Annotated in this window: 23 protein-coding genes; 12 read left to right on the forward strand and 11 right to left on the reverse strand. The window is 66.0% G+C overall.

Annotated features, from left to right (window positions below; translation table 11 throughout):
• Positions 1 to 10: 10 nt before the first annotated feature.
• Complete coding sequence (locus tag LRA87_RS00910) at positions 11 to 421, reverse strand: DUF1810 domain-containing protein (RefSeq protein ID WP_230628533.1); 411 nt, start codon at positions 419 to 421, stop codon at positions 11 to 13.
• Positions 422 to 462: 41 nt separating this feature from the next.
• Here LRA87_RS00910 and LRA87_RS00915 point away from each other — a divergent pair, with 41 nt between their 5' ends.
• Positions 463 to 969 carry a hypothetical protein gene (locus LRA87_RS00915; protein WP_230628534.1) on the forward strand — a complete coding sequence of 169 codons (507 nt, stop codon included), beginning with the start codon at positions 463 to 465 and terminating at the stop codon, positions 967 to 969.
• Between the two features lie 4 nt (positions 970 to 973).
• Positions 974 to 1,594, forward strand: a complete 621-nt coding sequence (locus tag LRA87_RS00920; RefSeq protein WP_230628535.1) for a YbhB/YbcL family Raf kinase inhibitor-like protein — start codon at positions 974 to 976, stop codon at positions 1,592 to 1,594.
• A gap of 444 nt (positions 1,595 to 2,038) precedes the next feature.
• On the opposite strand, the gene LRA87_RS00925 is transcribed toward LRA87_RS00920, so the two are convergent.
• Both LRA87_RS00925 and LRA87_RS00930 read right to left on the reverse strand, forming a co-directional pair.
• The gene (locus tag LRA87_RS00925) at positions 2,039 to 3,094 is read right to left on the reverse strand and encodes a GGDEF domain-containing protein (protein WP_230628536.1); all 1,056 of its coding nucleotides are present in this window, start codon (positions 3,092 to 3,094) and stop codon (positions 2,039 to 2,041) included.
• Positions 3,095 to 3,156: 62 nt separating this feature from the next.
• On the reverse strand, positions 3,157 to 3,687 hold the full coding sequence (locus tag LRA87_RS00930) for a peroxiredoxin (protein ID WP_230628537.1): 531 nt from the start codon (positions 3,685 to 3,687) through the stop codon (positions 3,157 to 3,159).
• 66 nt (positions 3,688 to 3,753) lie between these two features.
• Between LRA87_RS00930 and LRA87_RS00935 the strand changes: the two genes are divergently transcribed.
• The gene (locus LRA87_RS00935) at positions 3,754 to 4,566 is read left to right on the forward strand and encodes an inositol monophosphatase family protein (RefSeq protein ID WP_230628538.1); all 813 of its coding nucleotides are present in this window, start codon (positions 3,754 to 3,756) and stop codon (positions 4,564 to 4,566) included.
• A gap of 186 nt (positions 4,567 to 4,752) precedes the next feature.
• Here LRA87_RS00935 and LRA87_RS00940 read toward each other — a convergent pair whose 3' ends face one another.
• Positions 4,753 to 6,912, reverse strand: coding sequence for an AsmA family protein (locus LRA87_RS00940; protein WP_230628539.1), 2,160 nt, complete (start codon positions 6,910 to 6,912; stop codon positions 4,753 to 4,755).
• Positions 6,913 to 7,102: 190 nt separating this feature from the next.
• Between LRA87_RS00940 and rpmI the strand changes: the two genes are divergently transcribed.
• The 5 genes from rpmI to pheT all read left to right on the forward strand — a co-directional run bounded on the left by rpmI (position 7,103) and on the right by pheT (position 12,017).
• A complete protein-coding gene (gene rpmI / locus LRA87_RS00945) occupies positions 7,103 to 7,306 on the forward strand; it encodes a 50S ribosomal protein L35 (RefSeq protein WP_017977259.1) in 204 nt (67 codons plus the stop codon).
• A 12-nt stretch (positions 7,307 to 7,318) separates the two neighbouring features.
• Positions 7,319 to 7,684, forward strand: coding sequence for a 50S ribosomal protein L20 (gene rplT, locus LRA87_RS00950; RefSeq protein ID WP_230628540.1), 366 nt, complete (start codon positions 7,319 to 7,321; stop codon positions 7,682 to 7,684).
• Positions 7,685 to 8,057: 373 nt separating this feature from the next.
• Positions 8,058 to 8,396, forward strand: a complete 339-nt coding sequence (locus tag LRA87_RS00955; protein WP_230628541.1) for a GIY-YIG nuclease family protein — start codon at positions 8,058 to 8,060, stop codon at positions 8,394 to 8,396.
• 29 nt (positions 8,397 to 8,425) lie between these two features.
• On the forward strand, positions 8,426 to 9,508 hold the full coding sequence (gene pheS, locus LRA87_RS00960) for a phenylalanine--tRNA ligase subunit alpha (RefSeq protein ID WP_230629750.1): 1,083 nt from the start codon (positions 8,426 to 8,428) through the stop codon (positions 9,506 to 9,508).
• 145 nt (positions 9,509 to 9,653) lie between these two features.
• On the forward strand, positions 9,654 to 12,017 hold the full coding sequence (pheT, locus tag LRA87_RS00965; protein WP_230628542.1) for a phenylalanine--tRNA ligase subunit beta: 2,364 nt from the start codon (positions 9,654 to 9,656) through the stop codon (positions 12,015 to 12,017).
• Between the two features lie 115 nt (positions 12,018 to 12,132).
• Here the strand turns inward: pheT and LRA87_RS00970 are convergent, their stop codons facing one another.
• The gene (locus LRA87_RS00970) at positions 12,133 to 12,879 is read right to left on the reverse strand and encodes a murein L,D-transpeptidase catalytic domain family protein (protein ID WP_230628543.1); all 747 of its coding nucleotides are present in this window, start codon (positions 12,877 to 12,879) and stop codon (positions 12,133 to 12,135) included.
• A gap of 183 nt (positions 12,880 to 13,062) precedes the next feature.
• Here LRA87_RS00970 and LRA87_RS00975 point away from each other — a divergent pair, with 183 nt between their 5' ends.
• The 3 genes from LRA87_RS00975 to LRA87_RS00985 all read left to right on the forward strand — a co-directional run bounded on the left by LRA87_RS00975 (position 13,063) and on the right by LRA87_RS00985 (position 16,352).
• The gene (locus LRA87_RS00975) at positions 13,063 to 13,650 is read left to right on the forward strand and encodes a L,D-transpeptidase family protein (RefSeq protein WP_230628544.1); all 588 of its coding nucleotides are present in this window, start codon (positions 13,063 to 13,065) and stop codon (positions 13,648 to 13,650) included.
• Between the two features lie 50 nt (positions 13,651 to 13,700).
• Positions 13,701 to 14,576: an aldose 1-epimerase family protein gene (locus tag LRA87_RS00980; protein WP_230628545.1), complete on the forward strand. Its 876-nt coding sequence runs from the start codon at positions 13,701 to 13,703 to the stop codon at positions 14,574 to 14,576.
• A gap of 249 nt (positions 14,577 to 14,825) precedes the next feature.
• Positions 14,826 to 16,352, forward strand: coding sequence for a peptide chain release factor 3 (locus LRA87_RS00985; protein ID WP_230628546.1), 1,527 nt, complete (start codon positions 14,826 to 14,828; stop codon positions 16,350 to 16,352).
• A gap of 153 nt (positions 16,353 to 16,505) precedes the next feature.
• Here LRA87_RS00985 and LRA87_RS00990 read toward each other — a convergent pair whose 3' ends face one another.
• Together LRA87_RS00990 and LRA87_RS00995 are read right to left on the reverse strand one after the other, a co-directional pair.
• A complete protein-coding gene (locus tag LRA87_RS00990) occupies positions 16,506 to 17,786 on the reverse strand; it encodes a spinster family MFS transporter (protein WP_230628547.1) in 1,281 nt (426 codons plus the stop codon).
• A 27-nt stretch (positions 17,787 to 17,813) separates the two neighbouring features.
• Entirely contained in the window at positions 17,814 to 20,201 is a 2,388-nt protein-coding gene (locus tag LRA87_RS00995) for a TonB-dependent receptor (protein ID WP_230628548.1), read from the reverse strand.
• 114 nt (positions 20,202 to 20,315) lie between these two features.
• On the opposite strand from LRA87_RS00995, the gene LRA87_RS01000 reads away from it, so the two are divergent.
• The gene (locus LRA87_RS01000) at positions 20,316 to 20,945 is read left to right on the forward strand and encodes a TetR/AcrR family transcriptional regulator (RefSeq protein ID WP_230628549.1); all 630 of its coding nucleotides are present in this window, start codon (positions 20,316 to 20,318) and stop codon (positions 20,943 to 20,945) included.
• On the opposite strand, the gene LRA87_RS01005 is transcribed toward LRA87_RS01000, so the two are convergent.
• The 4 genes from LRA87_RS01005 to plsX form a co-directional block, all read right to left on the reverse strand.
• Positions 20,940 to 21,305, reverse strand: a complete 366-nt coding sequence (locus tag LRA87_RS01005; protein ID WP_230628550.1) for a MerR family transcriptional regulator — start codon at positions 21,303 to 21,305, stop codon at positions 20,940 to 20,942. The genes LRA87_RS01000 and LRA87_RS01005 overlap by 6 nt on opposite strands.
• Positions 21,306 to 21,310: 5 nt before the next feature.
• Positions 21,311 to 21,610, reverse strand: a complete 300-nt coding sequence (locus tag LRA87_RS01010; RefSeq protein ID WP_230629752.1) for an integration host factor subunit alpha — start codon at positions 21,608 to 21,610, stop codon at positions 21,311 to 21,313.
• A 126-nt stretch (positions 21,611 to 21,736) separates the two neighbouring features.
• Entirely contained in the window at positions 21,737 to 22,705 is a 969-nt protein-coding gene (locus LRA87_RS01015; protein ID WP_230628551.1) for a beta-ketoacyl-ACP synthase III, read from the reverse strand.
• Positions 22,702 to 23,733, reverse strand: coding sequence for a phosphate acyltransferase PlsX (gene plsX, locus LRA87_RS01020; protein ID WP_230628552.1), 1,032 nt, complete (start codon positions 23,731 to 23,733; stop codon positions 22,702 to 22,704). Before plsX ends, LRA87_RS01015 begins: the two co-directional genes overlap by 4 nt.
• Between the last annotated feature and the right edge of the window lie 16 nt (positions 23,734 to 23,749).

The following is a 23,749-nucleotide window of genomic DNA, read 5'->3' on the forward strand; positions in this document are numbered from 1 at the left end:
CCGGACGTCCCTATAGACGGTCCAGCGTTGCCGCGTCGCGCTCGCCGCCGAAAAACCGGTCGAGCGCCGCCACGAACGGTGCCGGATCGTCGGCCACCGCAGCGAACAGCGTCATCGACGACCGCAGCTTCATGGCATCGATGTCTCCCAGAATAGTCTCCGCGCTCCCCGGCGCGGCGATCACCGCCCGCGTCGCAGCGATCAACCGCGCTCCGAGCAGCGGATGCGCCAGATAGGCGCGTGCCTCCGACACATCGCGGATCGCATAGAAACGCGCCGTCTCGCTTCGCCCCAATCCGGCGATCTGGGGAAAGACGAACCACATCCAGTGACCCGTCTTGCGACCCCGACGCAGTTCGCCGTGCGCCTGGTCATAGGTTCGCGCCTGCGCCGAAACGAAGCGATCGAGGTCATGCGTCATGGCACAGGCAACCACCGGGCGATCCGCAGCGTTCCACCCGCATGCGTGCGCTCCATCTCACACCCCTGCTGCTGCTCGCCGCCTGTAGTGGCGGGAATGGCGACAAACCGGCGGACAATGCGGCAGCGACATTCGTCCCGCCGCCGACGCAGATGCCCAAGCCGATTCCTGGGCAGGCGCATAGCAACCCGATCTCCGCCTATGTCGGCAAATACCCCGGTGATGCGGTCGATGGCGTCGGCTTCTACGATCGGACCGAGGTGTCGCGGGCGCTGATCGACGCGGTCGGTGAAGACGCCGTACGCCGCCGCATCGTCGCGCGAGAGGCGGTGAGCGTACCGATCTTCAAGGCGGCGGACGGCCGCATTGCCGCGCACGGTTGCGCGCCGCACAATTGCGCCGACGTCAACTGGACGTTCCTCGTCGCAGTCGACGGTTCGCGGGGCGAGGCGTGCTACCATGATGCCGGAACGATGGGACAGGCCAGCCGCTGGTACGTGGCCGGTTCCGCTCCGCAGCGCCGTCCGGGTGATTGCCCTCAGGAGTAGACCGATGCTCGAACACGTTCCCGCCTGGCTTGGCAAGATGCTGGATGGTGTCCGCGCCGGTTCGGACAAGCTGGCGATCGCCCGCCCCGAACTGGGTGGCGCCTTTCCCGCTATGGATCTCGGTAGTCCGGCCTTCGCCACGGGCGCGCGCCTGCCCGAGCGGTTCACGGCAGACGGTGCGGGCGTATCGCCACCCCTCGTCTGGGGGGAGCCTCCGGAGGGTACGGCGCTGTTCGCCTTGCTGGTCGAGGATGCGGACGCGCCCGCGTCCCAGCCGCTCGTTCATGCCGTGATCTGGGGCCTGCCCGCCGATGCACGGCGGTTGGCCGAAGGCGACATCATCGGGGACGGCGCGGGTTCGCCCGAACGCGATGTCGGCCGTAATTCCTATCAACGCGAAGGCTGGCTGCCGCCCGATCCGCCCACGGGCCATGGCGAGCATCGCTACGCCTTTCAGCTGTTCGCACTGGCGTCGGGCGTCGGTGCGCCCGGCGAAACGCCCGGACGTTCGGCGATACTAGAGGCGATGGCGGGGCATGTGCTCGCCGCCGGATTGCTGATCGGCACCTACAGTCGGGGCGAAGAGGCGCCGGCGGGACTGGTCGGTGGGGTCGCCACTGCCTGACCGGCGGGCGACGGTGGCCCGGCGTCGATGCCGGGCCCGTCCTGCGTGCGGCGTGTCAGCCGGCGGTCACGCCGCCTTGCGAGGCGATGACGAGGATGGTGGTCGCGAACGAGGCGAGGCTGAGGAACAGGCTGCGGTACATCGTCTATCTCCCGAAAGGATGCTGGTTATGCGACCGGTACGACGGGAACGGCGGCGCTGACGGCGAGCGCAGCGAAGGCGAGGGCGGCGACGACGGAGAAGGCGGCACGCTGGGCGAGTTCGAAGCGGAGAAACATGATGGTATTCCCTTTTGGCATCGATGTGATCCATTCACGATCGATACCGGGGGCTTTGCAGCCTGCGTGCCAATTGCACTAAGCTGTTGATAAACAAAGATTGAAGAAACCGGCACTGTGAAGGTTGGTATTTTTCACCAGTCCTGACGGGCAAATCACGCCAAGATCAGGCGGCACACACCCGATCGCGGCCATCGGCCTTTGCGGTGTAGAGCAGGCGGTCGGCACGATCGAACGCGGCATCGATCGGTTCGGCGTCGTGGACTGCCGTGACGCCGATCGACAGGGTGACCTGACCGAGCGGTTTGTCGCTTTCGCGCAAGCGGAACCGCTTTCCGCTGATGACGCTGCGTACGCCATCCAGATGCGCGGCCGCGTCCGCCAGCGGGATGCCATGCAACAGGACGGCGAATTCCTCGCCACCGTGACGCACGACCAGATGCCCGGCGCATTCCTCGGCCAGCGTCTTCGCAACGGCACTCAGCACGCGATCGCCGATCTGATGACCGTGCGCATCGTTGATCCGCTTGAACCGGTCGATATCGCATACCGCCAGGCAGAACGGACCATCGCGCTCGCGTCGTGTCGTAAAGGCTTCGTCGAATGCACGGCGGTTGGGGAGGCCGGTCAGGGCGTCGCGCCGAGCGGTATCGTTCGCCTCGGCAAGCTTGGCACGCAGGGCATCGGCCTCGCTGGTCGCATGCGCCAGACGCACCTCGGCATCACGGATGCGCGTGAGCATCGATCCGGTGATCCGCGCGATCTCGTCGAGCCCGGCGGTGGTACTGGCCGCGCGATTGGCGGGCGCGATCGCTGCGGCACTTTCCGCCAGATCGCGACCGAAGTCTCTCGTCTCGTCCTGCATGGCACGCACGATCGACGTGAATCCGTCGACCTGGGCCTGGGTTTCCTCGACCAGTCTCATCGCCTCGTTCTCGACCCGGCTGGCGCGATCGCTGCCATCCTGAACCGATCCGGCGCCGCCGCCACCGATCGCCACGCGGCCACCCAGTTGCTCGATATCGGAACGGCTCAGGCGGACGCCGCCATCGGTCAGGCGATCGACCGCCTGCGCAATGACGCCGGCAGGATTGGCGATGACGTCATAGGCAAAGCTGTAATGTGCGGGATCCGGACTAAGCCCCTGTTGCGCAAGAAAAGCGCCGATGCGGGAGAATAAATCCCCCCGTTCGTCCTTCCTTACTGCAAATGGCCCGCCCATGCCCCACCCTCGATGATCGAGCGTGTTGTAGCGGTCAATAGTTAGCGCGACGTTGCCATGGCCTAGCCGCGGCGAAGTTTCTGTACCGCGGCAAGGGTGAGGGCGACATGCTGCGCGGGGTTCATGTCGTCATGCACATAGGCCACGCGACCATCCTTGCCGATCACATAGCTGGTGCGCTTCGTCAGCGACTTGCCCATCGCGGCCAGTGCGACATCGTAGTTCTTGATGACGGCCGGGCCGGCACTCGCCACCGCGAACTTGCCGGCGCACTTTTCCGCGGAGAACTTCTGCAGCGTCGGCACATCGTCGGCCGACATGCCGATCACGGTCGCACCCGCCTTCTGGAAGTCGGGGATCGCCTCGGCAAAGGCATGCGCTTCGGCATTGCAGCCCCCGGTAAATGCCGCGGGGAAGAAATAGAGCACTACCGGCCCCTTCTTCAGCTGCTGCGCGAGGTCGATGTTGACCACCTTGCCGGCGATCGCGCCGCGGGTGGCGAAGGTCGGCGCCTTCGCCCCGACCGCGAGCCCGGCCGCGGCGGCAGGAGCGGCGACGACGGCAATGGCGGCGAGAACGGGGAACAGGCGCATGAAGACGATCCTCTCGAAGTTGCCGCACCCTAGCGCACGGCAGGCGAGCGCGATAGGGCAGCACCCATGCCGATCACTGCCGCAGATATCCAGCTCGCCAGCCGCCTCGCCGATGCCGCCGGCGCCGCGATTCGTCCCTATTTCCGGGCCGAACACGGCGTCGAGCTGAAAGACGATCATTCCCCCGTCACCCGCGCCGACCGCGAGGCGGAGGCGGCGATGCGCAAGCTGCTGGATGCCGAGGCGCCCGGCGATGGCGTCATCGGTGAGGAATACGGCGAAAAGCCCGGCGTCACGGGCCGCAAATGGGTGCTCGACCCGATCGACGGCACGCGCAGCTTCACCGTTGGCCGCGCGATATTCGGCACGCTGATCGCGCTGGTCGAGGACGGCTGGCCGCTACTCGGCATCATCGACCAGCCGGTGCAGCGCGAACGCTGGCTCGGTGTCGCCGGACGCCCGACGACCTTCAACGGCAGGCCGGCACGGACACGGACCTGCGGGACGCTGGAGGGCGCGGTGCTGGCGACGACCAGCCCGCACCTGTTCGCCGAGGGCGACGTGCCGCACTATATGGCGCTGGTCGCCGCCGCATCGGGCGGTCACGTCCGGCAGGGACCCGTCTATGGCGGCGACTGCTACAATTACGGCCTGCTGGCGAGCGGCCACCTCGACATCGTCGCGGAATCGGGGCTGCAACTCTATGACTTCGCCGCGCTGGTGCCGGTGGTCGAGGGTGCGGGCGGGCGGATGTGCGACTGGAACGGCGATCCGCTGACCGCCGACAGCGCCGGCCATGTGCTGGCGATCGGCGATCCGGCACGGACGGATGATGTCCTAGAAGCGCTGCACGCCGTGCCGGACGCGCATTCGCATTAACTTCCGATGCCCCCCTTGCTTCAGTGGGCGAGGAAAGCCGCAGGCGCAGTCGGTGGTGGAGGGGGCGTTTCCGTGAGTGACGCAGTTCGTCGCCAGCCTTCCCAACGAAGTTCCTCGCTTGCCTCCCCCTCCGTCACGCTTTCGGCGCGCCACCTCCCCCTTGCGGGGGAGGGATGACGGCGTTTCTCAGAAGATACCCAGAAATTTCTTCCGCTGGCTCTTCTTCTCGCCCAGCGACCCGCTTCCGTCTTCCTCCTTCGCCGTCGTGCCCTTGCCGACATCGTCCCTCGGCGTGCCCTTTGTCGTCCGCTGGGCCCGCGCCGTCGCGCCCGCGAGCACCGGCCCGCAGGCTGCCGACTTGGCATCGCCGACATCGACGAACGCCAGCATGCCTGCGACCGGCGTCGCCACCAGCGCCAGACCCAGCCCCGCCCCCGCACGCGCCAGCAGCTGATCGCTGACCACGTCGAGCTTCGGAGCCGCGAACACCCCGCCGATCCCTACCGGCGACTGGCCGGAGAACAGGCTGAATTTCTTGCCGTCGGCACGGAACGCCAGATCGAGGCCCTCGGTCCGGAAGCTGAAGCCACCACGCCCGACGATGACGTTCTTCGTCGTGTCGAACAGGATCGGGTCCGCCGCCGCCACGCCGTTGCGGACGGTGAAGCCCACCAGCCCGCAATTGAGCTCGACCGGCTTCTTCAACTTGTCTTCGAACATCTTCTGCACGAACGTGCCGAGGTCGAGCTCGGCGAGCTGGACGTTGCGCGTCCACAGCTGCCCCTGCGGCACGATGAACGCGATGCGCCCGGACGCGGTGCTCAGCGAATCGTGGATCGAATCGCCTCGCCCGTCGAGCTTGATCCGACCCTTTACCGTCCCCGTCGTTCCCGCCTCCGCCACGCCGTAGCCAGCCAGCAACCGCCCGAGCGGCGTCGGCGCCAGCCTGATGTCGTAGCTGACCGCGGTCGGCCTTTGCCGCGTGTCGAACACCACATCGGACGCGACATTGCCCCGCGCCATCGCGAAGCCCAGCGGCGACAGCGCCAGCCGCCCCCGCTCCAGGTCCAGCGTCAGGTCGACGTTGCTGATCGGCAGGTTGCGTGACCGGACAGTGCGGATGGTCCATTTGAGGTCCGCGTCGAACCGCCGCATCGTCTCGATCGGCAGTTCGGCATCGGGCATGATCCGCTGGGGCGCCGCGCCGGTCGCGGCCGCCGCGGCGATCGCCCCCTTGTCCGCGACGATATCCGGATTGTAGCCGATGAACGGTGCGGCATCGACGATGTCGAGCGTCTTCGTCGTCAACGTCGAATCCAGATGCAGCCGATCGCCGTTGGTAATCGTCAGCTTGCCCGCGACATCGCTCTCGCCGACGGTGCCGCTCATCCGGGTGAAGCGATACTCCTGACCCTGCTGCACCAGCTGCGCTTTCAGCCGGTAGGCGCGGGTGTTGGGGATGACGACGCCGATGATGCCGAGCAGTTCGGACAGGTTGCGCCCGCGTGCGCGGGTCTGGAGCGGTACGCCCTCGATCCCCGCGATCGACGGCAGCGTGCCGGAGACATCGACGACGTTATGCGCCGCCCATGCACGCGCGCGCAGTTCGTTCTTGCCGCGATTGACCGTCGCGTCCGGCGACAGCAACTGCGCGGTGACCCGGAACGGCGTGCCGCGGATCGTGCCGTCGCCGTCGACACCCACGGCCTTGCCGATTCGTGCGTCCGCCGAACGGATATCGTCGACCTTCAGATCGGCAATCAATTGCATGCGGGGATCGCGATAGCGGACGGTCGTGCCGCGCACGGTTGCCACGTCGATCCGCGGAAATTCCAGCGGCTTTCCACCCTTTTCGTTGCTGAACGTCCAGGTGTTGGCGCTGTGATCTTCGTTCCACTCGAGATCGACCGCGCCCTTCGCCAGATCGAGCCAGTACAGCCGCCGCTTGCCCCAGATGAGCGACAGCGGCGCGATCCGCGTATCGATCCGCTCCGCCTGGAACAGAAACGGCTTTGTCGCCCAGGCCGGATTGGCGATCGTCATCTTTTCCGCAACGAACTTGATGCGGAACGGCGCAAAATAGAGCTGGAAATCGCCCGCCACCGTCACTGGGCGATGCGTTTGCCCGCCGACGAATCGTTCGAAGGGGTGCTTCAGGAACCGTCCCTTGGTGATATAGAGCACCAGCCAGATCGCGACGAGCAGCCCGAGGATCGTCAGCAGTATGTTGCGGGCGATCCGCCACGCGCGACGACGACGCGAATCGACGGTCGCCGTTCCTGCTCCCTCATCGGGATCAGGTTGCGGCGTGGCGGCCGTTTCCGGTGCGGGGGGCGGCGTGTCCATCGGCGGCAACAGCGCGTCAGCACTCGTTTCGGTTCCGCATCGGCCGCTTGCGGATCGTCATTCGGGCATTGGTTGCGTTTTGCGCGATGCCCCGCTAAAGGGCGCGCTTCCCGAGCGAGGCGCTACAGGACTGCCCGGCCATCAAGGGCTGCCGCGGCTGTCCATGCCTGCTCATAGCGAAAGGACCAAAATGCCCAAGCTCAAGACCAAGAGCGGCGTCAAGAAGCGCTTCAAGCTGACCGCAAGCGGCCTGCTGAAGCACGGCGTCGCCGGCAAGCGCCACCGCCTGATCAGCCACAACAGCAAGTACATCCGCCAGAACCGCGGCACCAAGGTGCTGTCGAAGGCCGACACCGCCACGGTGAAGGCCTGGGCGCCGTACGGCCTCAAGTAAGGATATCAGGACATGGCACGCGTCAAACGTGGTGTAACCACCCGCGCCAAGCACAAGAGGATTCTTGAGCAGGCCAAGGGCTATTACGGCCGCCGCAAGAACACCATCCGCATCGCTCGTCAGGCCGTCGAAAAGGCCGGCCAGTACGCGTACCGCGATCGCAAGGTCAAGAAGCGGACCTTCCGCGGCCTGTGGATCCAGCGCATCAACGCCGGCGTCCGCGCCGAGGGTCTGACCTATTCGCAGTTCATGCACGGGTTGAAGCTGGCAGGCGTCGAACTGGACCGGAAGGTCCTGGCCGACATCGCCATGCACGAAACCGCCGCCTTCAGCGCGATCATCGCGCAGGCGAAAGCGGCCCTGCCCCAGGCCGCGTAACCGCGACTGGTGTGAGGTTTTTGGAAAGGGGCGTCGGTGGGGATACCACCGGCGCCTTTTTTCTGTTTGGGGGTGGGGTCAAAAGCTGACCCACCCTCTGCATGCCCCTCCTTGCTTCCCCGTCACATCCCCCTCTTCCGTCATCCCGGCGAACGCCGGGACCCATGGACGCACGCGGCCAGTGATGATGCGCGACCACGGCAACTTGCGCCTCCAGCGGGTGAGGCGTTCGCCGCAATGATGGGCCCCAAGGTGAGCGGGGGAGGAGAGAGTATCTGCGGCTCCCGCTCCATGCTAACACTACCCGATCGCATCCATGGGTCCCGGCGTTCGCCGGGATGACGGAATGGGGTGGTCGAAGGAGTGGCACCACATGCGCGACATTTTCCAGCCGTGCGTCTACATTCTCGCCAGCCGCCGCCACGGTACGCTCTACATCGGCGTCACCTCCAACCTCCTCGCCCGCGTCGCGCAACACCGAGAGGGGTTGATCCCCGGCTTCACCAAGGCATACGGCGTGACGCTGCTCGTCTGGTACGAGGTGCACGAGACGATGGAGGCCGCCATCGTCCGTGAAAAGCGACTGAAGGACTGGCGGCGCGCGTGGAAGATCGACCTGATCGAAGCGCAGAACGAAGACTGGGCCGATCTCGGCACCGCAATCGGATTGCCCCGCCTCGCGTCGGCCGTCCCGAAAGAGAGCATGACGTGACTGACGACCTCGATACCCTGCGCGACAACATGCTGACGGCGATCGATGCCGCGACCGGCCTCGACGCGCTCGAAGCGGTGCGGGTCGAGGCGCTGGGCAAGCAGGGCAGCGTCACCCAGCTGCTCAAAACGCTCGGCAAAATGACGCCCGAGGAACGCCAGACGCGGGGTCCGCGCATCAACGGCCTGCGCGAAGCGGTCGCCGGTGCCATCGCCACCCGCAAGACCGCGCTGGAACGCGCCGCGCTCGACGCGCGCCTTGCCGGCGAGACGCTCGACATGACGCTGCCCGCCGACGCGGCGCTCACCGGTACGGTCCATCCGGTCAGCCAGGTGATGGACGAACTCGCCGAGATCTTCGCCGACCTCGGCTTTGCGGTCGCCACCGGTCCCGAGATCGAGACGGACTGGCATAATTTTACCGCGCTCAACATCCCCGAGACGCATCCGGCGCGGGCGATGCACGACACCTTCTACCTCCAGCAGGGACTCGATGCGAAGGCGGCGGGAATTGCGGACGAGCGCACGACGTTCTCGCTGCTGCGCACCCACACGTCGCCGGTGCAGATCCGCACGATGCTCCAGCAAAAGCCGCCGATCCGCATCATCGCCCCCGGTCGTACCTATCGCTCCGACAGCGACGCCACCCACACGCCGATGTTCCATCAGGTCGAAGGGCTGGTGATCGACAAGGGGATCACGCTCGGCCACCTTAAATGGACGCTGGAGACGTTCCTGAAGGCGTTCTTCGAGCGCGACGATATCGTCCTGCGCCTGCGTCCCAGCTACTTTCCCTTCACCGAACCCTCGGCGGAGGTCGACGTCGGCTATACGATCGAGAAGGGCAAGCGCGTCATCGGCGGGTCCGGCGGTGGCTGGATGGAAGTGCTTGGGTCCGGCATGGTCCACCCCAAGGTGATCGAATCCTGCGGCCTCGATCCGAACGAATGGCAGGGGTTCGCCTTCGGCTGCGGCATCGACCGGCTCGCGATGCTGAAATACGGCATGGACGACCTGCGCCCGTTCTTCGACGGCGATATCCGCTGGCTGAAGCATTACGGTTTCTCGACGCTCGACGTGCCGACCCTGTCCGGCGGCGTCGGGGCGGCGTGACCCTAACCCCCGCCCATCCGTCATCCCGGCGAACGCCGGGACCCATGGATGGGATGAGCAAGATGGCGGATGCAGCCGGCAGTCACGAGCCGCTCGCATCCATGGGTCCCGGCGTTCGCCGGGATGACGAAGGTTTGGAACTGCGATGAAATTCACGATTGGCTGGCTCCACGAGCACCTCGACACCGCCGCCGACCTCGACACGGTGGTCGAGGCGCTGACCCGCATCGGGCTGGAGGTCGAGGGCGTCCACAATCCCGGCGACGCGCTGAAGGCGTTTCGCGTGGCGAAGGTCCTCACCGCCGAACGCCACCCGCAAGCGGACAAGCTTCAGGTGCTCTCGGTCGACGCCGGTGACGGCCCGATGCAGGTGGTCTGCGGCGCCCCCAACGCCCGCGCCGGCCTCGTCGGTGTGTTCGGCCCTCCCGGTGCCTATGTTCCCGGCCTCGACGTGACGCTGAAGGTCGCCGCCATCCGCGGCGTCGAGTCGAACGGCATGATGTGCTCGACCCGCGAACTGGAGCTGGGCGAGGACCATGACGGCATCATCGAACTCCCCGCCGATGCGCCCGTCGGCACTGCCTTCCCCGATTACGCCGGGCTCAACGATGCGGTGATCGACATCAGCGTCACGCCCAACCGGCAGGATTGCATGGGCGTCCGCGGCATCGCCCGCGACCTTGCCGCCGCTGGCCTCGGCACGCTGAAGCCGCTCGCCGTCGCACCCGTGGCAGGAGAGGGCGAAGCCCCGAACGTCCGCACCGACGACCCTGCCGGCTGCCCCGCCTTTTACGCGCAGAACGTCAGCGGCCTGACCAACGGCGAGGCGCCCGAATGGATGCGCCGCCGCCTCACCGCGATCGGACAGAAGCCGATCAGCGCGCTGGTCGACATCACCAACTACGTCTCGATCGACCTTGGCCGGCCCTTGCACGTCTACGACCGCGCCAAATTGTCCGGCGGTCTCGTCGCGCGCAAGGCGCAGGACGGCGAGCAAATCGTCGCATTGAACGGCAAGACCTACGCGCTGACCCCGGCGATGACGGTCATCGCCGACGAGCACCGGGTCCACGACATCGGCGGCATCATGGGCGGCGAGCATTCCGGCGTGTCCGCGGACACCAAAGACGTGCTGATCGAATGCGCCTTCTTCGATCCCGACCATATCGCCCGCACGGGTCAGGCGCTGATGCTGACCAGCGACGCGCGCCAGCGGTTCGAGCGCGGCGTCGATCCGGCGTTCCTCGACGATGGCCTCGCGATCGCGACACAGCTGGTCCTCGACCTGTGCGGCGGTACGCCCTCGTCGGTCACGCGCGCCGGCCAGCCGCCGCTGACCCCGCGCATCTACACCTATGACACCGACAAGGCGGAGACGCTCGGTGGCCTCGCCGTGCCCGCCGATCGCCAGCGCGCCATCCTCGAGTCGCTCGGCTTTGCGGTGGATGCCGACTGGAACGTCACCGTGCCGACATGGCGCCGCGACATCGACGGTGCCGCCGACCTTGTCGAGGAGGTCATCCGTATCGACGGCATCGACAAGGTCGCCCCCGTGCCGCTCCCCCGCACCCCCGGCGTCACCCGCCCGACCGCCACCCCCGAACAGAAGCTCGAACGCCGCGTTCGCCGCGCCGCCGCCGCCCGCGGTTTCGACGAGGCGGTGACGTGGAGCTTCCTGTCCGAGGCACAGGCCGCGCCCTTCGGCGGCGGTGCGTGGAGCCTCGCCAATCCGATCAGCGAAGACCTGAAGGTCATGCGCCCGTCGCTGCTCCCCGGCCTGCTGTCGGCGACCGAGCGCAACCTGAAGCGCGGCATCACGTCCGTTCGCCTGTTCGAGGTCGGCCGCCGCTACCTCAGCGATGCCGAGCGTCCGACGCTGGGCCTGATCCTCGCCGGCAACCGTCGCGAACGCGGCTGGCGCGACGGCAAGGCCGCCGGCTTCGACGCCTACGACGCCAAGGCCGAGGCGCTGGCGCTGCTCGCTGCGGCGGGTGCCCCGGTCGACAATCTGCAAGTGATGGGCGAGGCCGGCGACGCGTGGCATCCCGGCCAGAGCGGCACGATGCGCCTCGGACCCAAGACCGTGCTGGCGAAGTTCGGCATGCTCCACCCGAGCCTGCTGAAGGCGTTCGACCTCGACGGCGCGGTCGCTGCGGTAGAGCTCTACCTCGATGCGCTGCCCGCCAGACGCGCCTCCGGCTTCATGCGCCCGGCCTTTACGCCGCCAGCGCTCCAGTCCGTCCGCCGCGACTTCGCATTCCTCGTGCCGGCGGAGGTCACCGCCGACGCCCTCGTCCGCGCCGTCCGCAGCGCCGACAAGGCCGCGATCACGGCTGCACGCGTGTTCGACGTCTTCACCGGCACCGGCGTCGAGGAGGGCAAGAAGTCGGTCGCGGTCGAGGTCATCCTGCAACCCACCGACAAGAGCTTCACCGACGAGACGCTGAAGGCGATCGCCGACAAGGTGGTCGCCGCTGCGGCGAAGCAGGGTGCGAGCTTGCGGGGGTAACCTGTCCGTCATTGCGAGCGAAGCGAAGCAACCCGGGGCGGCACGGGCTACCCTGGGTTGCTTCGTTTCGCTCGCAATGACGAATATTGCGGGGCGGTCGCGTCCGCCCCCGGGATCAGACCTTTGCGGAAAAGATCATTCGCCCGGTGCCAAGCTGCGCGAACACATCGCTCAGGTCACCTTCGCCGACCGCGAAGCAGCCCTGGCTGCGACCCAGCATGCCGTGCGTGCGCAGCATGTCGCGGTTCGCATACCAGGCGGAATGCACCACGATCGCGCGTGACAGGGCATTGTCGTTAGTCGGGTCGAGCCCGATCAGCCGCTGCGACCGGCCGTGCTTGCCGACATAATAATCGTCGGTCACGAACGACCCTTCCGACGATGCATTCGAATTCGGTTCGTTGGAGAAGCGCTTCAGGAACCCGGTATGTGCCGGGTCGGAACCGCTGCCATGCGCGACGAGGAACGACTTGCTCTTGCCCGATACCAGATCGATCAGGTGAAAGCGCGCCTGCGAGGACGGCGCCGACATATCGGCGATCGCGATCCGGTCGCGGTGCGCGACGCGGCGGCCGTGCGTGTTGAGTGCGGCCATCGCCTGCCGCATCAGATCGGGGCGTACCACCCGTGACGACGTGATCGGCCGCGCGGCCACCATGGGCCGGGGGGCGGGGAGCGACGGCTCGCTGACGGGGCGCAGATCCTGCTGCGTCAGCCGCCGTGTCGCCGCGGACACGGTGCCCGGCACCCCCAGGGTCGCCGCCAGCACCAGCGCGTTCTTCAGCAGCGCTCGCCGGTCGTGCGCCTGGTCATGTGCGTTATCGTGCTCAATTTGCATCGAATTTTCAAAAGCCCCGGTCATTGCCCGCTGATAGTCATATAGCAGCTATGGACTTAATTTTCTGCGGCTGTTCCCCCCAACCGGCGTTGCCGCTGCACGCTTCGGCGTGGTTGCGGCTCGATCGGTCCCGAATCGACACGGCACGATCGACGGACTCGTGCGTTGATCCAGGTGAAGGGGCAGTAAAGAAAGGAACGACGTAACATGAAGCAATGGCTCGTCATGGCTGGTGCCGCGATCCTCGCCATGGCTCCTGCGTCCGCAATGGCCGCCGCCGATGCGTTGGCCCCCGAAGTGACGTCGCTGGCGCCCAATCGCTTCCTGTGGAACGACAATGCGACGCTCGAACCGGTCAGCATCGTGATCTCGATCCCCGATCAGAAGGCCTATGTCTATCGCGGCGAGTTGCTGATCGGCGCCTCTACCGTGTCGACCGGCAAGGATGGCAAGGACACGCCGCTGGGCGTATTCCCGATCCTGCAGAAGTCCGAAAAGCATCGCAGCAACCTGTACGACGACGCGCCGATGCCGTTCATGCAGCGGCTGACATGGGATGGCGTGGCGATCCATGCCGGTATGAACCCGGGCTTCCCAGCTTCGCACGGCTGCATCCGCGTACCGACCCAGTTCGCGAAGAAGCTGTTCGCCGTCACCAGCAAGGGAACGCCCGTGCTGGTCACCGATGCGTCCGCCGCGGAGGGATGGACGCCGCCGACCAACGAAGACGCACAGGCGATGCAGGCCGAAACCGCGAGCGCCAACGCCTCCTTCCTGCGGACTGCGGTCGATTGACACCCCCGCCGCCGCGCGCAATCGCGTCGCGACCGGCAGGGGATACAGATATGACCGAACTCGTCACCATCAGCTCGGGGGTGCTCACCGCCGCGATCGATCCGCTCGGCGCCGAGCTCGTCCACCTGCGCGATGCCGATGGTCGCGAGCTGATGACGGATGCAGATCCAGCGTTCTGGACCGGCCATGCACCGATCCTGTTCCCGGTCGTCGGCATGCCGTTCGAGGAGACGATCCGCATCGACGGAACCGCCCGTCCGATGAAGAAGCACGGCTTCGCCCGTCATTCGCGGTTCGATGCGGTCGCGCAGAGCGATGCCAGCGTCACCTTTGCGCTGACCGACAGCGACGACACCCGCGCCAGCTACCCCTTCGCCTTCCGGCTGGAACTCGCCTACACGCTCGACGGCGCGACGCTGACGATCGAGGCGCGGATCGTCAATCCGGCGGCCGTCCCGCTGCCCGCCAGCTTCGGTTTCCATCCCGCCTTCGCCTGGCCACTGCCATACGGGCAGGATCGCGCCGCGCACCGCATCCTGTTCGAGGCCGACGAACCCGACACGCTCCGCACCATCGCCGCCGACGGCACCATTGCCGACGCACGCAAGCCATCACCGCTCGACGGCCGCGAACTGGCATTGCGCGACGATCTGTTCGCGCATGACGCGCTGGTGTGGGACCACATCCGCTCGCAGGCGGTGACCTACGGCGCCCCGACCGGCCCCCGCCTGCGCATTGCCTTCCCCGATACGCCTATGCTCGGCATCTGGACCAAGCCCGGTGCCGCATACGTCTGCGTCGAGCCATGGCACGGCATTGCCGACCCGGAGGGCTTTACCGGCGAATATCGCGACAAGCCCGGCGTGTTCGAAGTCCCCGCCGGCGGCGACAAACGCATCACGATGAGCGTGACGCTGGAGCGGTAAGGGACGCCCGCTTCGCTATCACTCCCGCGGACGGGAGTGACGAACGGTAAGCGGGACGCGACCCGCAAACACCCCTCTGTCCTACACGCTCCCGATCTGGCAAAGCGCGTGCATGACCTGCACATTCCGCATCGTGTCTTTCCGTTCCGGAGCAGCATGCGGGACCCGCTTCTCATCCCGACGTACCGTCAACTTCGACAACTTCCGCGCCTCCCGTCCGGGTCGCGCCGCATCCCGAGACCCGATCCAGTGACTTCCCCCCGCCGCACCTTCGCGATCATTTCCCACCCCGACGCCGGCAAGACCACGCTGACGGAAAAGCTGCTGTACTTCGGCGGCGCGATCCATCTGGCGGGCGAGGTGAAGGCGCGTGGCCAGAACCGCCGCGCACGATCGGACTGGATGAAGATCGAACAGCAGCGCGGGATTTCGGTCACCTCGTCGGTGATGACGTTCGAGCGTGACGGCATCACCTTCAACCTGCTCGACACGCCGGGCCACGAAGACTTTAGCGAGGACACCTATCGTACGCTGACCGCAGTCGATTCCGCCGTCATGGTCATCGACGCGGCGAAGGGCATCGAGCCGCAGACGCGCAAATTGTTCGAGGTGTGCCGCCTGCGTTCTGTGCCGATCATCACCTTCGTCAACAAGGTCGATCGCGAAGGCCGCCCGATCTTCGAACTGCTCGACGAGATCGCCGACATGCTCGCGCTCGACGTTGCACCGATGAGCTGGCCGGTCGGCATGGGCGGCGAATTCGAAGGCGTGCTCGACCTCACCACCAACACGATCAGCCGTCCCGAAGGCGACAGCCGCGCGTTCCTCGGCAAGACCGAAGTGGCGCCGACGCTATCGGAACGCTGGACCGAGGAGATCGAACTCGCGCAGGCCGGCTATGCCGAATTCGATGCCGAGGCGTATCGCAACGGCGACCTGACCCCGGTCTATTTCGGGTCCGCGCTCAAGGATTTCGGCGTCGCCGAACTGATCGGCGCGCTCGCCGAACACGCCCCGCCGCCGCGCGCCCAGCCTGCCGAACCCGCACCCGTCTCGCCCGACAACGACGAGGTCACCGGCTTCGTGTTCAAGGTGCAGGCGAACATGGACCCCAACCATCGCGACCGCATCGCCTTCATGCGGATGTGTTCGGGGACGTTCAAACGCGGCATGAAGCTGACGCCATCGGGCAGCGGCAAGCCGATCGCGATCCATTCGCCGATCCTGTTCTTCGCCCAGAATCGCGAGGTCGCCGACGAGGCGTTCCCCGGCGACATCATCGGCATCCCCAACCACGGCACGCTGCGCGTCGGCGATACGCTGTCCGAACGTGCCGATGTGCGCTTCACGGGCCTGCCCAATTTCGCCCCCGAAATCCTGCGCCGCGTCCAGTTGAAGGACCCGACCAAGACCAAGCAGCTGCGCAAGGCGCTGGACGACATGGCGGAGGAGGGCGTGACGCAGGTCTTCTACCCTGAGATCGGATCGAACTGGATCATCGGCGTCGTCGGCCAGCTCCAGCTGGAAGTGCTGCTGTCGCGGCTCGATGCGGAGTATAAGGTCGCCGCCGGCCTCGAGCCCGCACCCTTCGAGACCGCGCGTTGGGTGTCGGCGGAGGACCCGGCCGACCTCAAGCACTTCATGGACCTCAACCGCTCGGCAATGGCGAAGGACCGCGACAACAACCCGGTGTTCCTCGCCAAAAGCGCATGGGAGGTCAATTACATCGCGGACCGCTATTCGAAGGTAAGGTTCGCCGCCACGCGGGAGCGGTAAACCTCCCATCGTCGTCATCCCGGCGTACGTCGGGATGACGGTGGAGGAGTTGGTCGTGGGACCACGTAACCGACTACGTTCGCTCAGCAAATTGGCCGGGTCTGTCCTACACGCCGGTCACCCGCTACCCGAGGACCACCGACCCGCTCTTTCTCACCCCACCCAATCGCGCCGCAAGGGCCGCACCGCCAGCAGCATCAATCCCGCCGCCACCAGATAGAACCCCAGCGCATAGGTCGTCGCCCAGCGCAAAGCATCCGCACCGTGCACCGCCGTCATCGCGTCAGACAGCCGCCCCATGATCAGTGATCCCAGCCCCAGCCCGATCAGATTGTTGATGAACAGGAAACTGGCGGAGGCGGTGGCGCGCATCGGCGGCGGCACGAGATGCTGGACGGCGGTCGTCACCGGTCCCAGCCACAGGATGTTGAGGCCGTGGGGGATCAGGAACAGGAACCAGGACAGCGTCGGCGACCCGCTGGTCAGGCCCGCGGCGAACAGCGGCACGGTCACCAGCCATGCGATTGCCGGCAGCTTCGCGTAAACCCCCCGGTCCTTCGCTCCCAGCCGATCGGCCAGCCATCCCCCGGCGAACACGCCGATCGTCCCGCCGATCAGCAGTAACGATCCGATGTATTGCGATGCGGTCAAAAGCGAAAATCCGAACGAGCGGATCAGCACCGACGGCACCCAGAAGGCGAGACCATAGCCGCATAGCGAACTGAACGACGCCCCGAACGCCATTAGCCAGAAACTCGGCTTGGCGGCGAGGATGCGGAACACCGCACCCACCGATACCCGCTCGGATCGGACCGCGGCAGGATCGAACATCCCCCGCGGCGGCTCCTTCACCACGAACCGGAACAGCGGCGCGATGACGACGCCGGCGAGTCCCACGGCGATGAACGCCCAGCGCCAGTTGACCGCGCTCGCCAGCATGCCGCCCAGCAGCGCCCCCGCCGCCAGCCCGACCGGGATACCGAGCGAGTAGATCGACAGCGCCCGCGCCCGCTGCTCCGGCGGGAAATAGTCGCTGATCATCGCGTAGCTCGGTGCGACGCCCCCCGCCTCGCCGACGCCGACACCCAGCCGGAACGCGAAGAACTGCCAGAAGCCGGTCGCTAATCCGCACAATGCGGTGAACGCGCTCCATACCGTCAGGCTGATCGTGATGACCCAGCTTCGGCTCGTTCGATCCGCCACCAGCGCCAGCGGAATGGCGAGTGTGGAATACAGGAGCGCGAAGGCGATGCCGCCCAACGCCCCCAGCTGCGTATCGGTCAGCTCCAGCTCGGCCTTGATCGGCGCGACGAGGATGCCGAGGATCTGCCGGTCGAGAAAGTTGAACGTATAGACCAGCAGCAACATCGCCAGCACCAGCGCCCGGTAACGGGCGCTGGCGGCGGGCAGGGCGGGGGAGGGAGTCATCGTCATGCCCTTGTTTGCGATCCGGATGTCTGTCTAGAACTTCGCCGCAATGCTCGCGAAGACCTGCCGCGGGTTGCCATAGAAGGCGGTGGCGATCCCCTCCCGACCCAACGTCGAGGTATAGCCCCCCGCCGGCGTCCGGATCGGCACGCCGGCGACCGTGCTGGCGATATATTGATAGCCCGACGTCTTATACTGCTTGTCCGTCAGGTTCTTGCCATAGACGCCGACGGAATAGCGCCGTCCTTCGCCGAATGCCCAGGTGATCCCGGCATCGAGCAACGCATAGCGCGGCTGGTCGAGGAACGGACTTGCCGTTTCGAACTGGTGGGTGAGCCCGCGGTAGGACAGCGTGGAGTTGGCGGTGACCAGTCCCTCGCCGACCGGAACGTTGCCGGTCAGCGTGCCCGATGCGGTCCAGTGCGGCGTATTCTGGAACACGCGGACATTGGCGACATCGGTGCCGGTCGGACCGATGAAGCGGCGATATCTGGCGTCGATATAGCCGACCGCGCCGGTCAGCGCGACCGACGACCCGACGCCCGCAAAATCGCGGACAAGGATCGCGTTGGTTTCCAGCTCGACGCCCTTGATCCGCGCCTTGGCGGCGTTCGTCGTGATCCCGCAGAAGCTCTGCACGCCGTTCTGCAAACAGCCGACCGAGCCAGGTACCTGGACGTCCTTGTAATCGGCGTAGAACCCCGCCAGCGCCCAGGTCAGTCGCCGATCGAACACCGCACCCTTGTAGCCCGCCTCGTAGCTGGTGACCGTCTCCGGATCGAACGACAGGTAGTTGTAGATGTCCTGATACGTCCGCCCTGCCGCCGCGCTGCTGATCGGCGCGGACGTGCTGGACCCCCGCGGATCGAACCCGCCGCCCTTGAAGCCTTCCGAATAGGACAGGTAGAGCAGGTGATCCTCGACCGGCTTGAAGCTGATGGAAGCGCGCGGCGTGAAGCGCTTGTAGTTGGCCTTGCCGCGGAAATCCGTGGCAGGGGCGCCTACCAGCACCGGCGTCCCACCAAACTCCGGGGTAAGGCCGAGGTAACTCGCCTTGAATACGTACGACTTGCGCTCGTCCCACGTATAGCGACCGCCCAGCGACAGGCTGAACTGCGGCGTGAAGTCGAAGGTGAAGTCGCCGTACACCGACGATGTTTCGGTGCGTACGTCACCGGCGGTATAGGCGTTGAAGCCCGGTAGCGTCGTCGACAGCAGCACGCCGAATCCGGTCGAGGCCTTGGCGCCCAGGTAATAATAGCCGAGCAACCCGTTCAGCTTGTCCGAGCTGTAGAGCAGCTGGAATTCCTGGCTGGTCTGTTCGTTGCGATAGATCGCCGGCACGTCGACATCGACCGCGGGCAACGCATCGAAGTCGATCGGGGTGAAGCTGTCGTCCTTGCGCCACGCACTGATACTGCGCAACGTCAGGCTGTCGGTCAGCCTGGCGTTGGCGGTCATCGACAGGCCACCCGCCTTGATATCCTGCCGCGGAAAATTCAGGCCGGCGCGGGTGTCGTAGACATCGTCGAGCACCGGAGCGCCGGAAACGATGCCGGGGATCAACCGGTGCCCGTTGCGGGGGTTGCTCTTGTCATGGGTGTAGTCGCCGGTGATCCGCACGAACAGCCGCGTGTCCGGCGACTCGAACTCGACCGTGCCGCGCGCCGCCCAGATGTCCTTGTTGTAATTGTCGATATTCAGATTGATGTTGCGGCCGAAGCCGCCACGGCTGAGGCGTGCACCCGCCACCCCGACCTTCAGCATGTCGCCGATCGGCGCCGACAAGGCGACGATGCCGTCCGCCTGATCGTAGGACCCGTAATTTGCCTTGATCCGCACCTCGGGATCGTCCGGCAGCCGCTTGGTGACGTATTTCACCGCGCCGCCGATCGTGTTGCGCCCGTATAGCGTGCCCTGCGGTCCGCGCAGCACCTCGATCCGGTCGACATCATAGATGTCGAGCACCGCAGCCTGCGGGCGATTGAGATAGACGTCGTCCAGATAGATCCCGATGCCGGCTTCGAACCCCGGCACCGGATCCTGCTGGCCGACCCCGCGGATGAATGCGGCAAGCGTCGAATTGCTGCCGCGGGCGGTCTTCAGCGTCGTGTTCGGCGTGAAATTCTGGATGTCGGTCAGATCGACTGCGCCAAGCTTGTCGAGCCGATCCGCGCTCAACGCCGTAACCGCGATCGGCACGCTCAGCAGCGATTCGGCACGCCGACGTGCGGTGACGACGATGTCGCCGGTGTTTTCGGACGGCGTATCCGTCGTGTCGGGTGTCGTTTCGGTGGCCGCTGCGCCGTCCTGACCGATGCCTGCGGTATCGGTCGGAGCGATCCGGGCGGCGGCCGGTCCGGCGAACAACGCCGCTGCGGCCGCGCCGAGCATCAGGAACGTGAACGTGCGCACCTTCATGGTAAAACCCCTCCTATGCAGCGCCGTCCGGTAGACCCGGGTTGTACGCCAATGACGAACGCTATAGTGAAACCTGAACCGGGATTCAACTTGGAATGATGGAGAGGCTTGGAGATGACGAGCGCTGAAGATGCCGCGTCGGTCGCGAGCCTCGACAAGACGCCGCGCACGGCGCGCGGTCGCAAGACGTTGCGTGCGCTGCTGGATGCGGCGGCATCGGAGTTCGGTGAACGTGGATTTCACGAGGCGTCGATCAGCGCGATCACGCGGCGGGCGGGCGTCGCGCTCGGCAGTTTCTATACGTATTTCGATTCGAAGGATGCAGTGTTCCGCGCACTGGTGACCGATCTATCGGCGCAGGTTCGCGATCATGTCGCGCCGGCGGTGCGCGCGGCTGGTGACGGCATCGCCGCGGAGCGAGCGGGATTGGCGCAGTTCATCGGATTCGTGCGAGAGCATAAGGAAATCTATCGCATCATCGACGAGGCGGAGTTCGTCGATCCGGACAGCTTTCGGTCGCATTATGCGTCGACGGCGGAACGCATCGATCAGCGACTGAGGGCTGCGGCGATGCGCGGCGAGGTGCGCAGCGATGTGTCGGACGTGCACGCCTGGGCGATCATGGGGATGAACGTGTTCCTCGGCCTGCGATTTGGTGTCTGGAACGAGGATCGCAGTGTCGAGGATGTGGCCGATCTGGCAGCGAGCCTGCTGCGCCACGGGCTAATGCCCGAGGACTTATAAAGCGAGGTGTTCGTCCTGGCTGAGGGCATGGGCAAGCCGGTCGCGGATCGCCTTCAGCATGGGCAGCACCGACGTGGTATCCGCCTTATCTTCGGCTGAAACGTCGGTGCGCGTGGTGGCGAGCAATTGCTGCACACCGCGAACCGTATAACCCTCCTGATTCAGCAGGCCGTGAATGCGACGGATGAGCGCGACATCTTCCGGACGGTAATACCGTCGGTTGCCGGCGCGCGTGATCGGTCGCAGCTGGGGAAAGCGCGTTTCCCAATAGCGCAGGATATGCTGGGGAAGGCCGGTTTCCTCCGAAACCTCCCCGATCGTCCGGAACGCGCCGATGGCTTTCCCGGTGCCGGATGGCATCGTGGTCAGCTGGACGTGACGATGCGCTCGCGCATCATCTGGCTGGCCCGGAAGGTGAGGACGCGACGTGGTGCGATCGGCACCTCGATCCCGGTCTTGGGATTGCGTCCGATCCGTTCACCCTTGTCCCGCAGTACGAATGTGCCGAATCCCGAGATCTTGACGTTTTCGCCGCGCGATAACGCTTCACACATTTCGGTCAGGATCTGCTCGACGATCTTGGCGGAATCGGCGCGCGATAAGCCGATCTGACGATGCAACGCTTCTGATAGGTCGGCCCGTGTCAAAGTGCCTGCGGTAGTCATCAACACGCTCGCCCCACTCCATCTGTTAGGATGCCCCGGCATTCGTTTACACCAGACCAGACGTGTCCGAAAGTGACTTTCTTCCGTTATATTAGGATAGTACCTATGTACTTGTACGTAATCGTCTTAAAAGCGGACAACCGCCGCACCCCAGGTGAACCCGCCGCCCATGGCCTCCAGAACGACGATCTGGCCCTGCCGGATACGGCCATCACGGACGGCCGTGTCGAGTGCCAGCGGGACCGAGGCGGCTGACGTATTGGCATGACGGTCGACGGTGACCACGACCTTGTCCGCCGCCAGGCCCAGCTTGCGGCTGGTCGCATCGAGAATCCGGGCATTGGCCTGATGCGGCACGACCCAGTCGACATCGTCGGGGGCAAGCCCTGCGATCACCAGCGTTTCCTGCATCACAGCCGCAAGGTTGACGACGGCGTGACGAAAGACCTCGCGGCCCTTCATGCGCAGCTTGCCGACCGTGCCGGTGGTCGACGGGCCACCGTCGACATAGAGCAGTTCGTTGTGGCGGCCGTCGGCATGGAGCTTGGTTGCAAGGATGCCGCGGCCGGTGTCCGAGTCGCTTTCCTGCCCCTCCAGTACGATCGCGCCGGCGCCGTCGCCGAACAGCACGGCGGTGGTGCGGTCTTCCCAGTCGAGGATGCGGCTGAACGTTTCCGCGCCGATCACCAGCGCACGCTGGTGGATACCGGTACGCAGCATCGCATCCGCGACCTGCACCGCGTAGAGAAAGCCCGAGCAGACCGCAGCGACATCGAAGGCGACGCAATCGTCGATGCCGAGCATCGCCTGGACTTTGGTGGCGCTCGCCGGAAAGGTCTGATCCGGGGTCGCGGTGGCTAGAACGATCAGGTCGATGTCCTGCGCAGTCTTGCCCGACGATTCCAGTGCGGCGCGGCACGCCTCGGCCGCGAGGGTCGAGGTCGTTTCGTGCGGCTGCGCGATATGGCGGAAGCGGATGCCGGTGCGCTCGACGATCCATTCGTCGCTGGTGTCGAGGCGGTCGGCGAGATCGGCGTTCGAGACGCGGTTTTCCGGTAACGCCGAACCGGTGCCGAGGATGACCGAACGGATCATGCCGCGCGCTTTTCGAAATTGCCGAGATCGTCGGCGATGCGGCGGGTGAGATCGGCACGCACCATCTTGGCGGCATTGCCGATCGCGGTGGCGACGCCGCGTTCGTTGGCGCTGCCGTGGCTCTTCACGACGATGCCGTTGAGGCCGAGGAAGACCGCGCCATTGTGATTGTTGGGATCGAGGTGGTCGCGCAGCAATTCGGTCGCGGGGCGCGAGATCAGGAAACCGACCTTCGAGCGGACCGAGGAACTGAAGGCGCGCTTGAGCAAGTCGGCGACGAAGCGGGCGGTGCCCTCTGCAGTCTTGAGCGCGATATTGCCGGCGAAACCGTCGCAGACGATGACGTCGTGGTTGCCCCGGGCGAGCTGGTTGCCCTCGACGAAGCCGGTAAAGGTGAGGGGCAGGTGCGTCTGGCCCTTCAGCACAGCAGCGGCGTCGCGAATCTCGTCGGTGCCCTTCTGGTCTTCGCTGCCGATGTTGAGCAACGCGACCCGGGGCGATTCGAGGTCCATGATCGTGCGGGCATAGGCTGCACCCATGACCGCGAACTGGACGAGGTTGCGCGCGTCCACCTCCGTATTCGCACCGAGGTCGAGCATGACCACGTCATTCTCGCCGAGCGTCGGCAGCGGCGCTGCGAGCGCGGGACGGTCGATGCCCGGCAGGGTGCGCAGCGCGAGCTTCGCCATCGCCATCAGCGCGCCGGTGTTGCCCGACGATACGGCGGCGCCGGCGCGGCCCTGCTTCACCAGATCGATGGCGATGCCCATCGAGGTGGTCTTGGACCGGCGGATCGCCTGGCTCGGCTTGTCGCTCGACCCGACCTTTTCGGGTGCGTGGACGATCTCGCTGTGCTGGCTGAGATTCGGGTGCGACTTCAGCTCTTCGCGGATCGCCGATTCGTCGCCCACCAGGAAGAAGCGCATGCCCTCATACCGCCGACGGGCCGCAGCCACGCCCGCGAGCATGACCGCCACCCCTTCGTCGCCGCCCATCGCATCGACGGCGATCCAGGAATTGTCGGGCATGGTTCAGCGCTTATCC

This window comes from Sphingomonas sp. Leaf37 (assembly GCF_920939475.1).
Taxonomy (GTDB): Bacteria; Pseudomonadota; Alphaproteobacteria; order Sphingomonadales; family Sphingomonadaceae; genus Sphingomonas.

Bases quoted from the DNA above. Each gene is read 5' to 3' on its own strand.
- LRA87_RS00910 (WP_230628533.1), bottom strand. From the start codon at position 421: ATGACGCATGACCTCGATCGCTTCGTTTCGGCGCAGGCGCGAACCTAT.
- LRA87_RS00915 (WP_230628534.1), top strand. From the start codon at position 463: ATGCGTGCGCTCCATCTCACACCCCTGCTGCTGCTCGCCGCCTGTAGT.
- LRA87_RS00920 (WP_230628535.1), top strand. From the start codon at position 974: ATGCTCGAACACGTTCCCGCCTGGCTTGGCAAGATGCTGGATGGTGTC.
- LRA87_RS00925 (WP_230628536.1), bottom strand. From the start codon at position 3,094: ATGGGCGGGCCATTTGCAGTAAGGAAGGACGAACGGGGGGATTTATTC.
- LRA87_RS00930 (WP_230628537.1), bottom strand. From the start codon at position 3,687: ATGCGCCTGTTCCCCGTTCTCGCCGCCATTGCCGTCGTCGCCGCTCCT.
- LRA87_RS00935 (WP_230628538.1), top strand. From the start codon at position 3,754: ATGCCGATCACTGCCGCAGATATCCAGCTCGCCAGCCGCCTCGCCGAT.
- LRA87_RS00940 (WP_230628539.1), bottom strand. From the start codon at position 6,912: ATGGACACGCCGCCCCCCGCACCGGAAACGGCCGCCACGCCGCAACCT.
- rpmI (WP_017977259.1), top strand. From the start codon at position 7,103: ATGCCCAAGCTCAAGACCAAGAGCGGCGTCAAGAAGCGCTTCAAGCTG.
- rplT (WP_230628540.1), top strand. From the start codon at position 7,319: ATGGCACGCGTCAAACGTGGTGTAACCACCCGCGCCAAGCACAAGAGG.
- LRA87_RS00955 (WP_230628541.1), top strand. From the start codon at position 8,058: ATGCGCGACATTTTCCAGCCGTGCGTCTACATTCTCGCCAGCCGCCGC.
- pheS (WP_230629750.1), top strand. From the start codon at position 8,426: ATGCTGACGGCGATCGATGCCGCGACCGGCCTCGACGCGCTCGAAGCG.
- pheT (WP_230628542.1), top strand. From the start codon at position 9,654: ATGAAATTCACGATTGGCTGGCTCCACGAGCACCTCGACACCGCCGCC.
- LRA87_RS00970 (WP_230628543.1), bottom strand. From the start codon at position 12,879: ATGACCGGGGCTTTTGAAAATTCGATGCAAATTGAGCACGATAACGCA.
- LRA87_RS00975 (WP_230628544.1), top strand. From the start codon at position 13,063: ATGAAGCAATGGCTCGTCATGGCTGGTGCCGCGATCCTCGCCATGGCT.
- LRA87_RS00980 (WP_230628545.1), top strand. From the start codon at position 13,701: ATGACCGAACTCGTCACCATCAGCTCGGGGGTGCTCACCGCCGCGATC.
- LRA87_RS00990 (WP_230628547.1), bottom strand. From the start codon at position 17,786: ATGACGATGACTCCCTCCCCCGCCCTGCCCGCCGCCAGCGCCCGTTAC.
- LRA87_RS00995 (WP_230628548.1), bottom strand. From the start codon at position 20,201: ATGAAGGTGCGCACGTTCACGTTCCTGATGCTCGGCGCGGCCGCAGCG.
- LRA87_RS01000 (WP_230628549.1), top strand. From the start codon at position 20,316: ATGACGAGCGCTGAAGATGCCGCGTCGGTCGCGAGCCTCGACAAGACG.
- LRA87_RS01005 (WP_230628550.1), bottom strand. From the start codon at position 21,305: ATGCCATCCGGCACCGGGAAAGCCATCGGCGCGTTCCGGACGATCGGG.
- LRA87_RS01010 (WP_230629752.1), bottom strand. From the start codon at position 21,610: ATGACTACCGCAGGCACTTTGACACGGGCCGACCTATCAGAAGCGTTG.
- LRA87_RS01015 (WP_230628551.1), bottom strand. From the start codon at position 22,705: ATGATCCGTTCGGTCATCCTCGGCACCGGTTCGGCGTTACCGGAAAAC.
- plsX (WP_230628552.1), bottom strand. From the start codon at position 23,733: ATGCCCGACAATTCCTGGATCGCCGTCGATGCGATGGGCGGCGACGAA.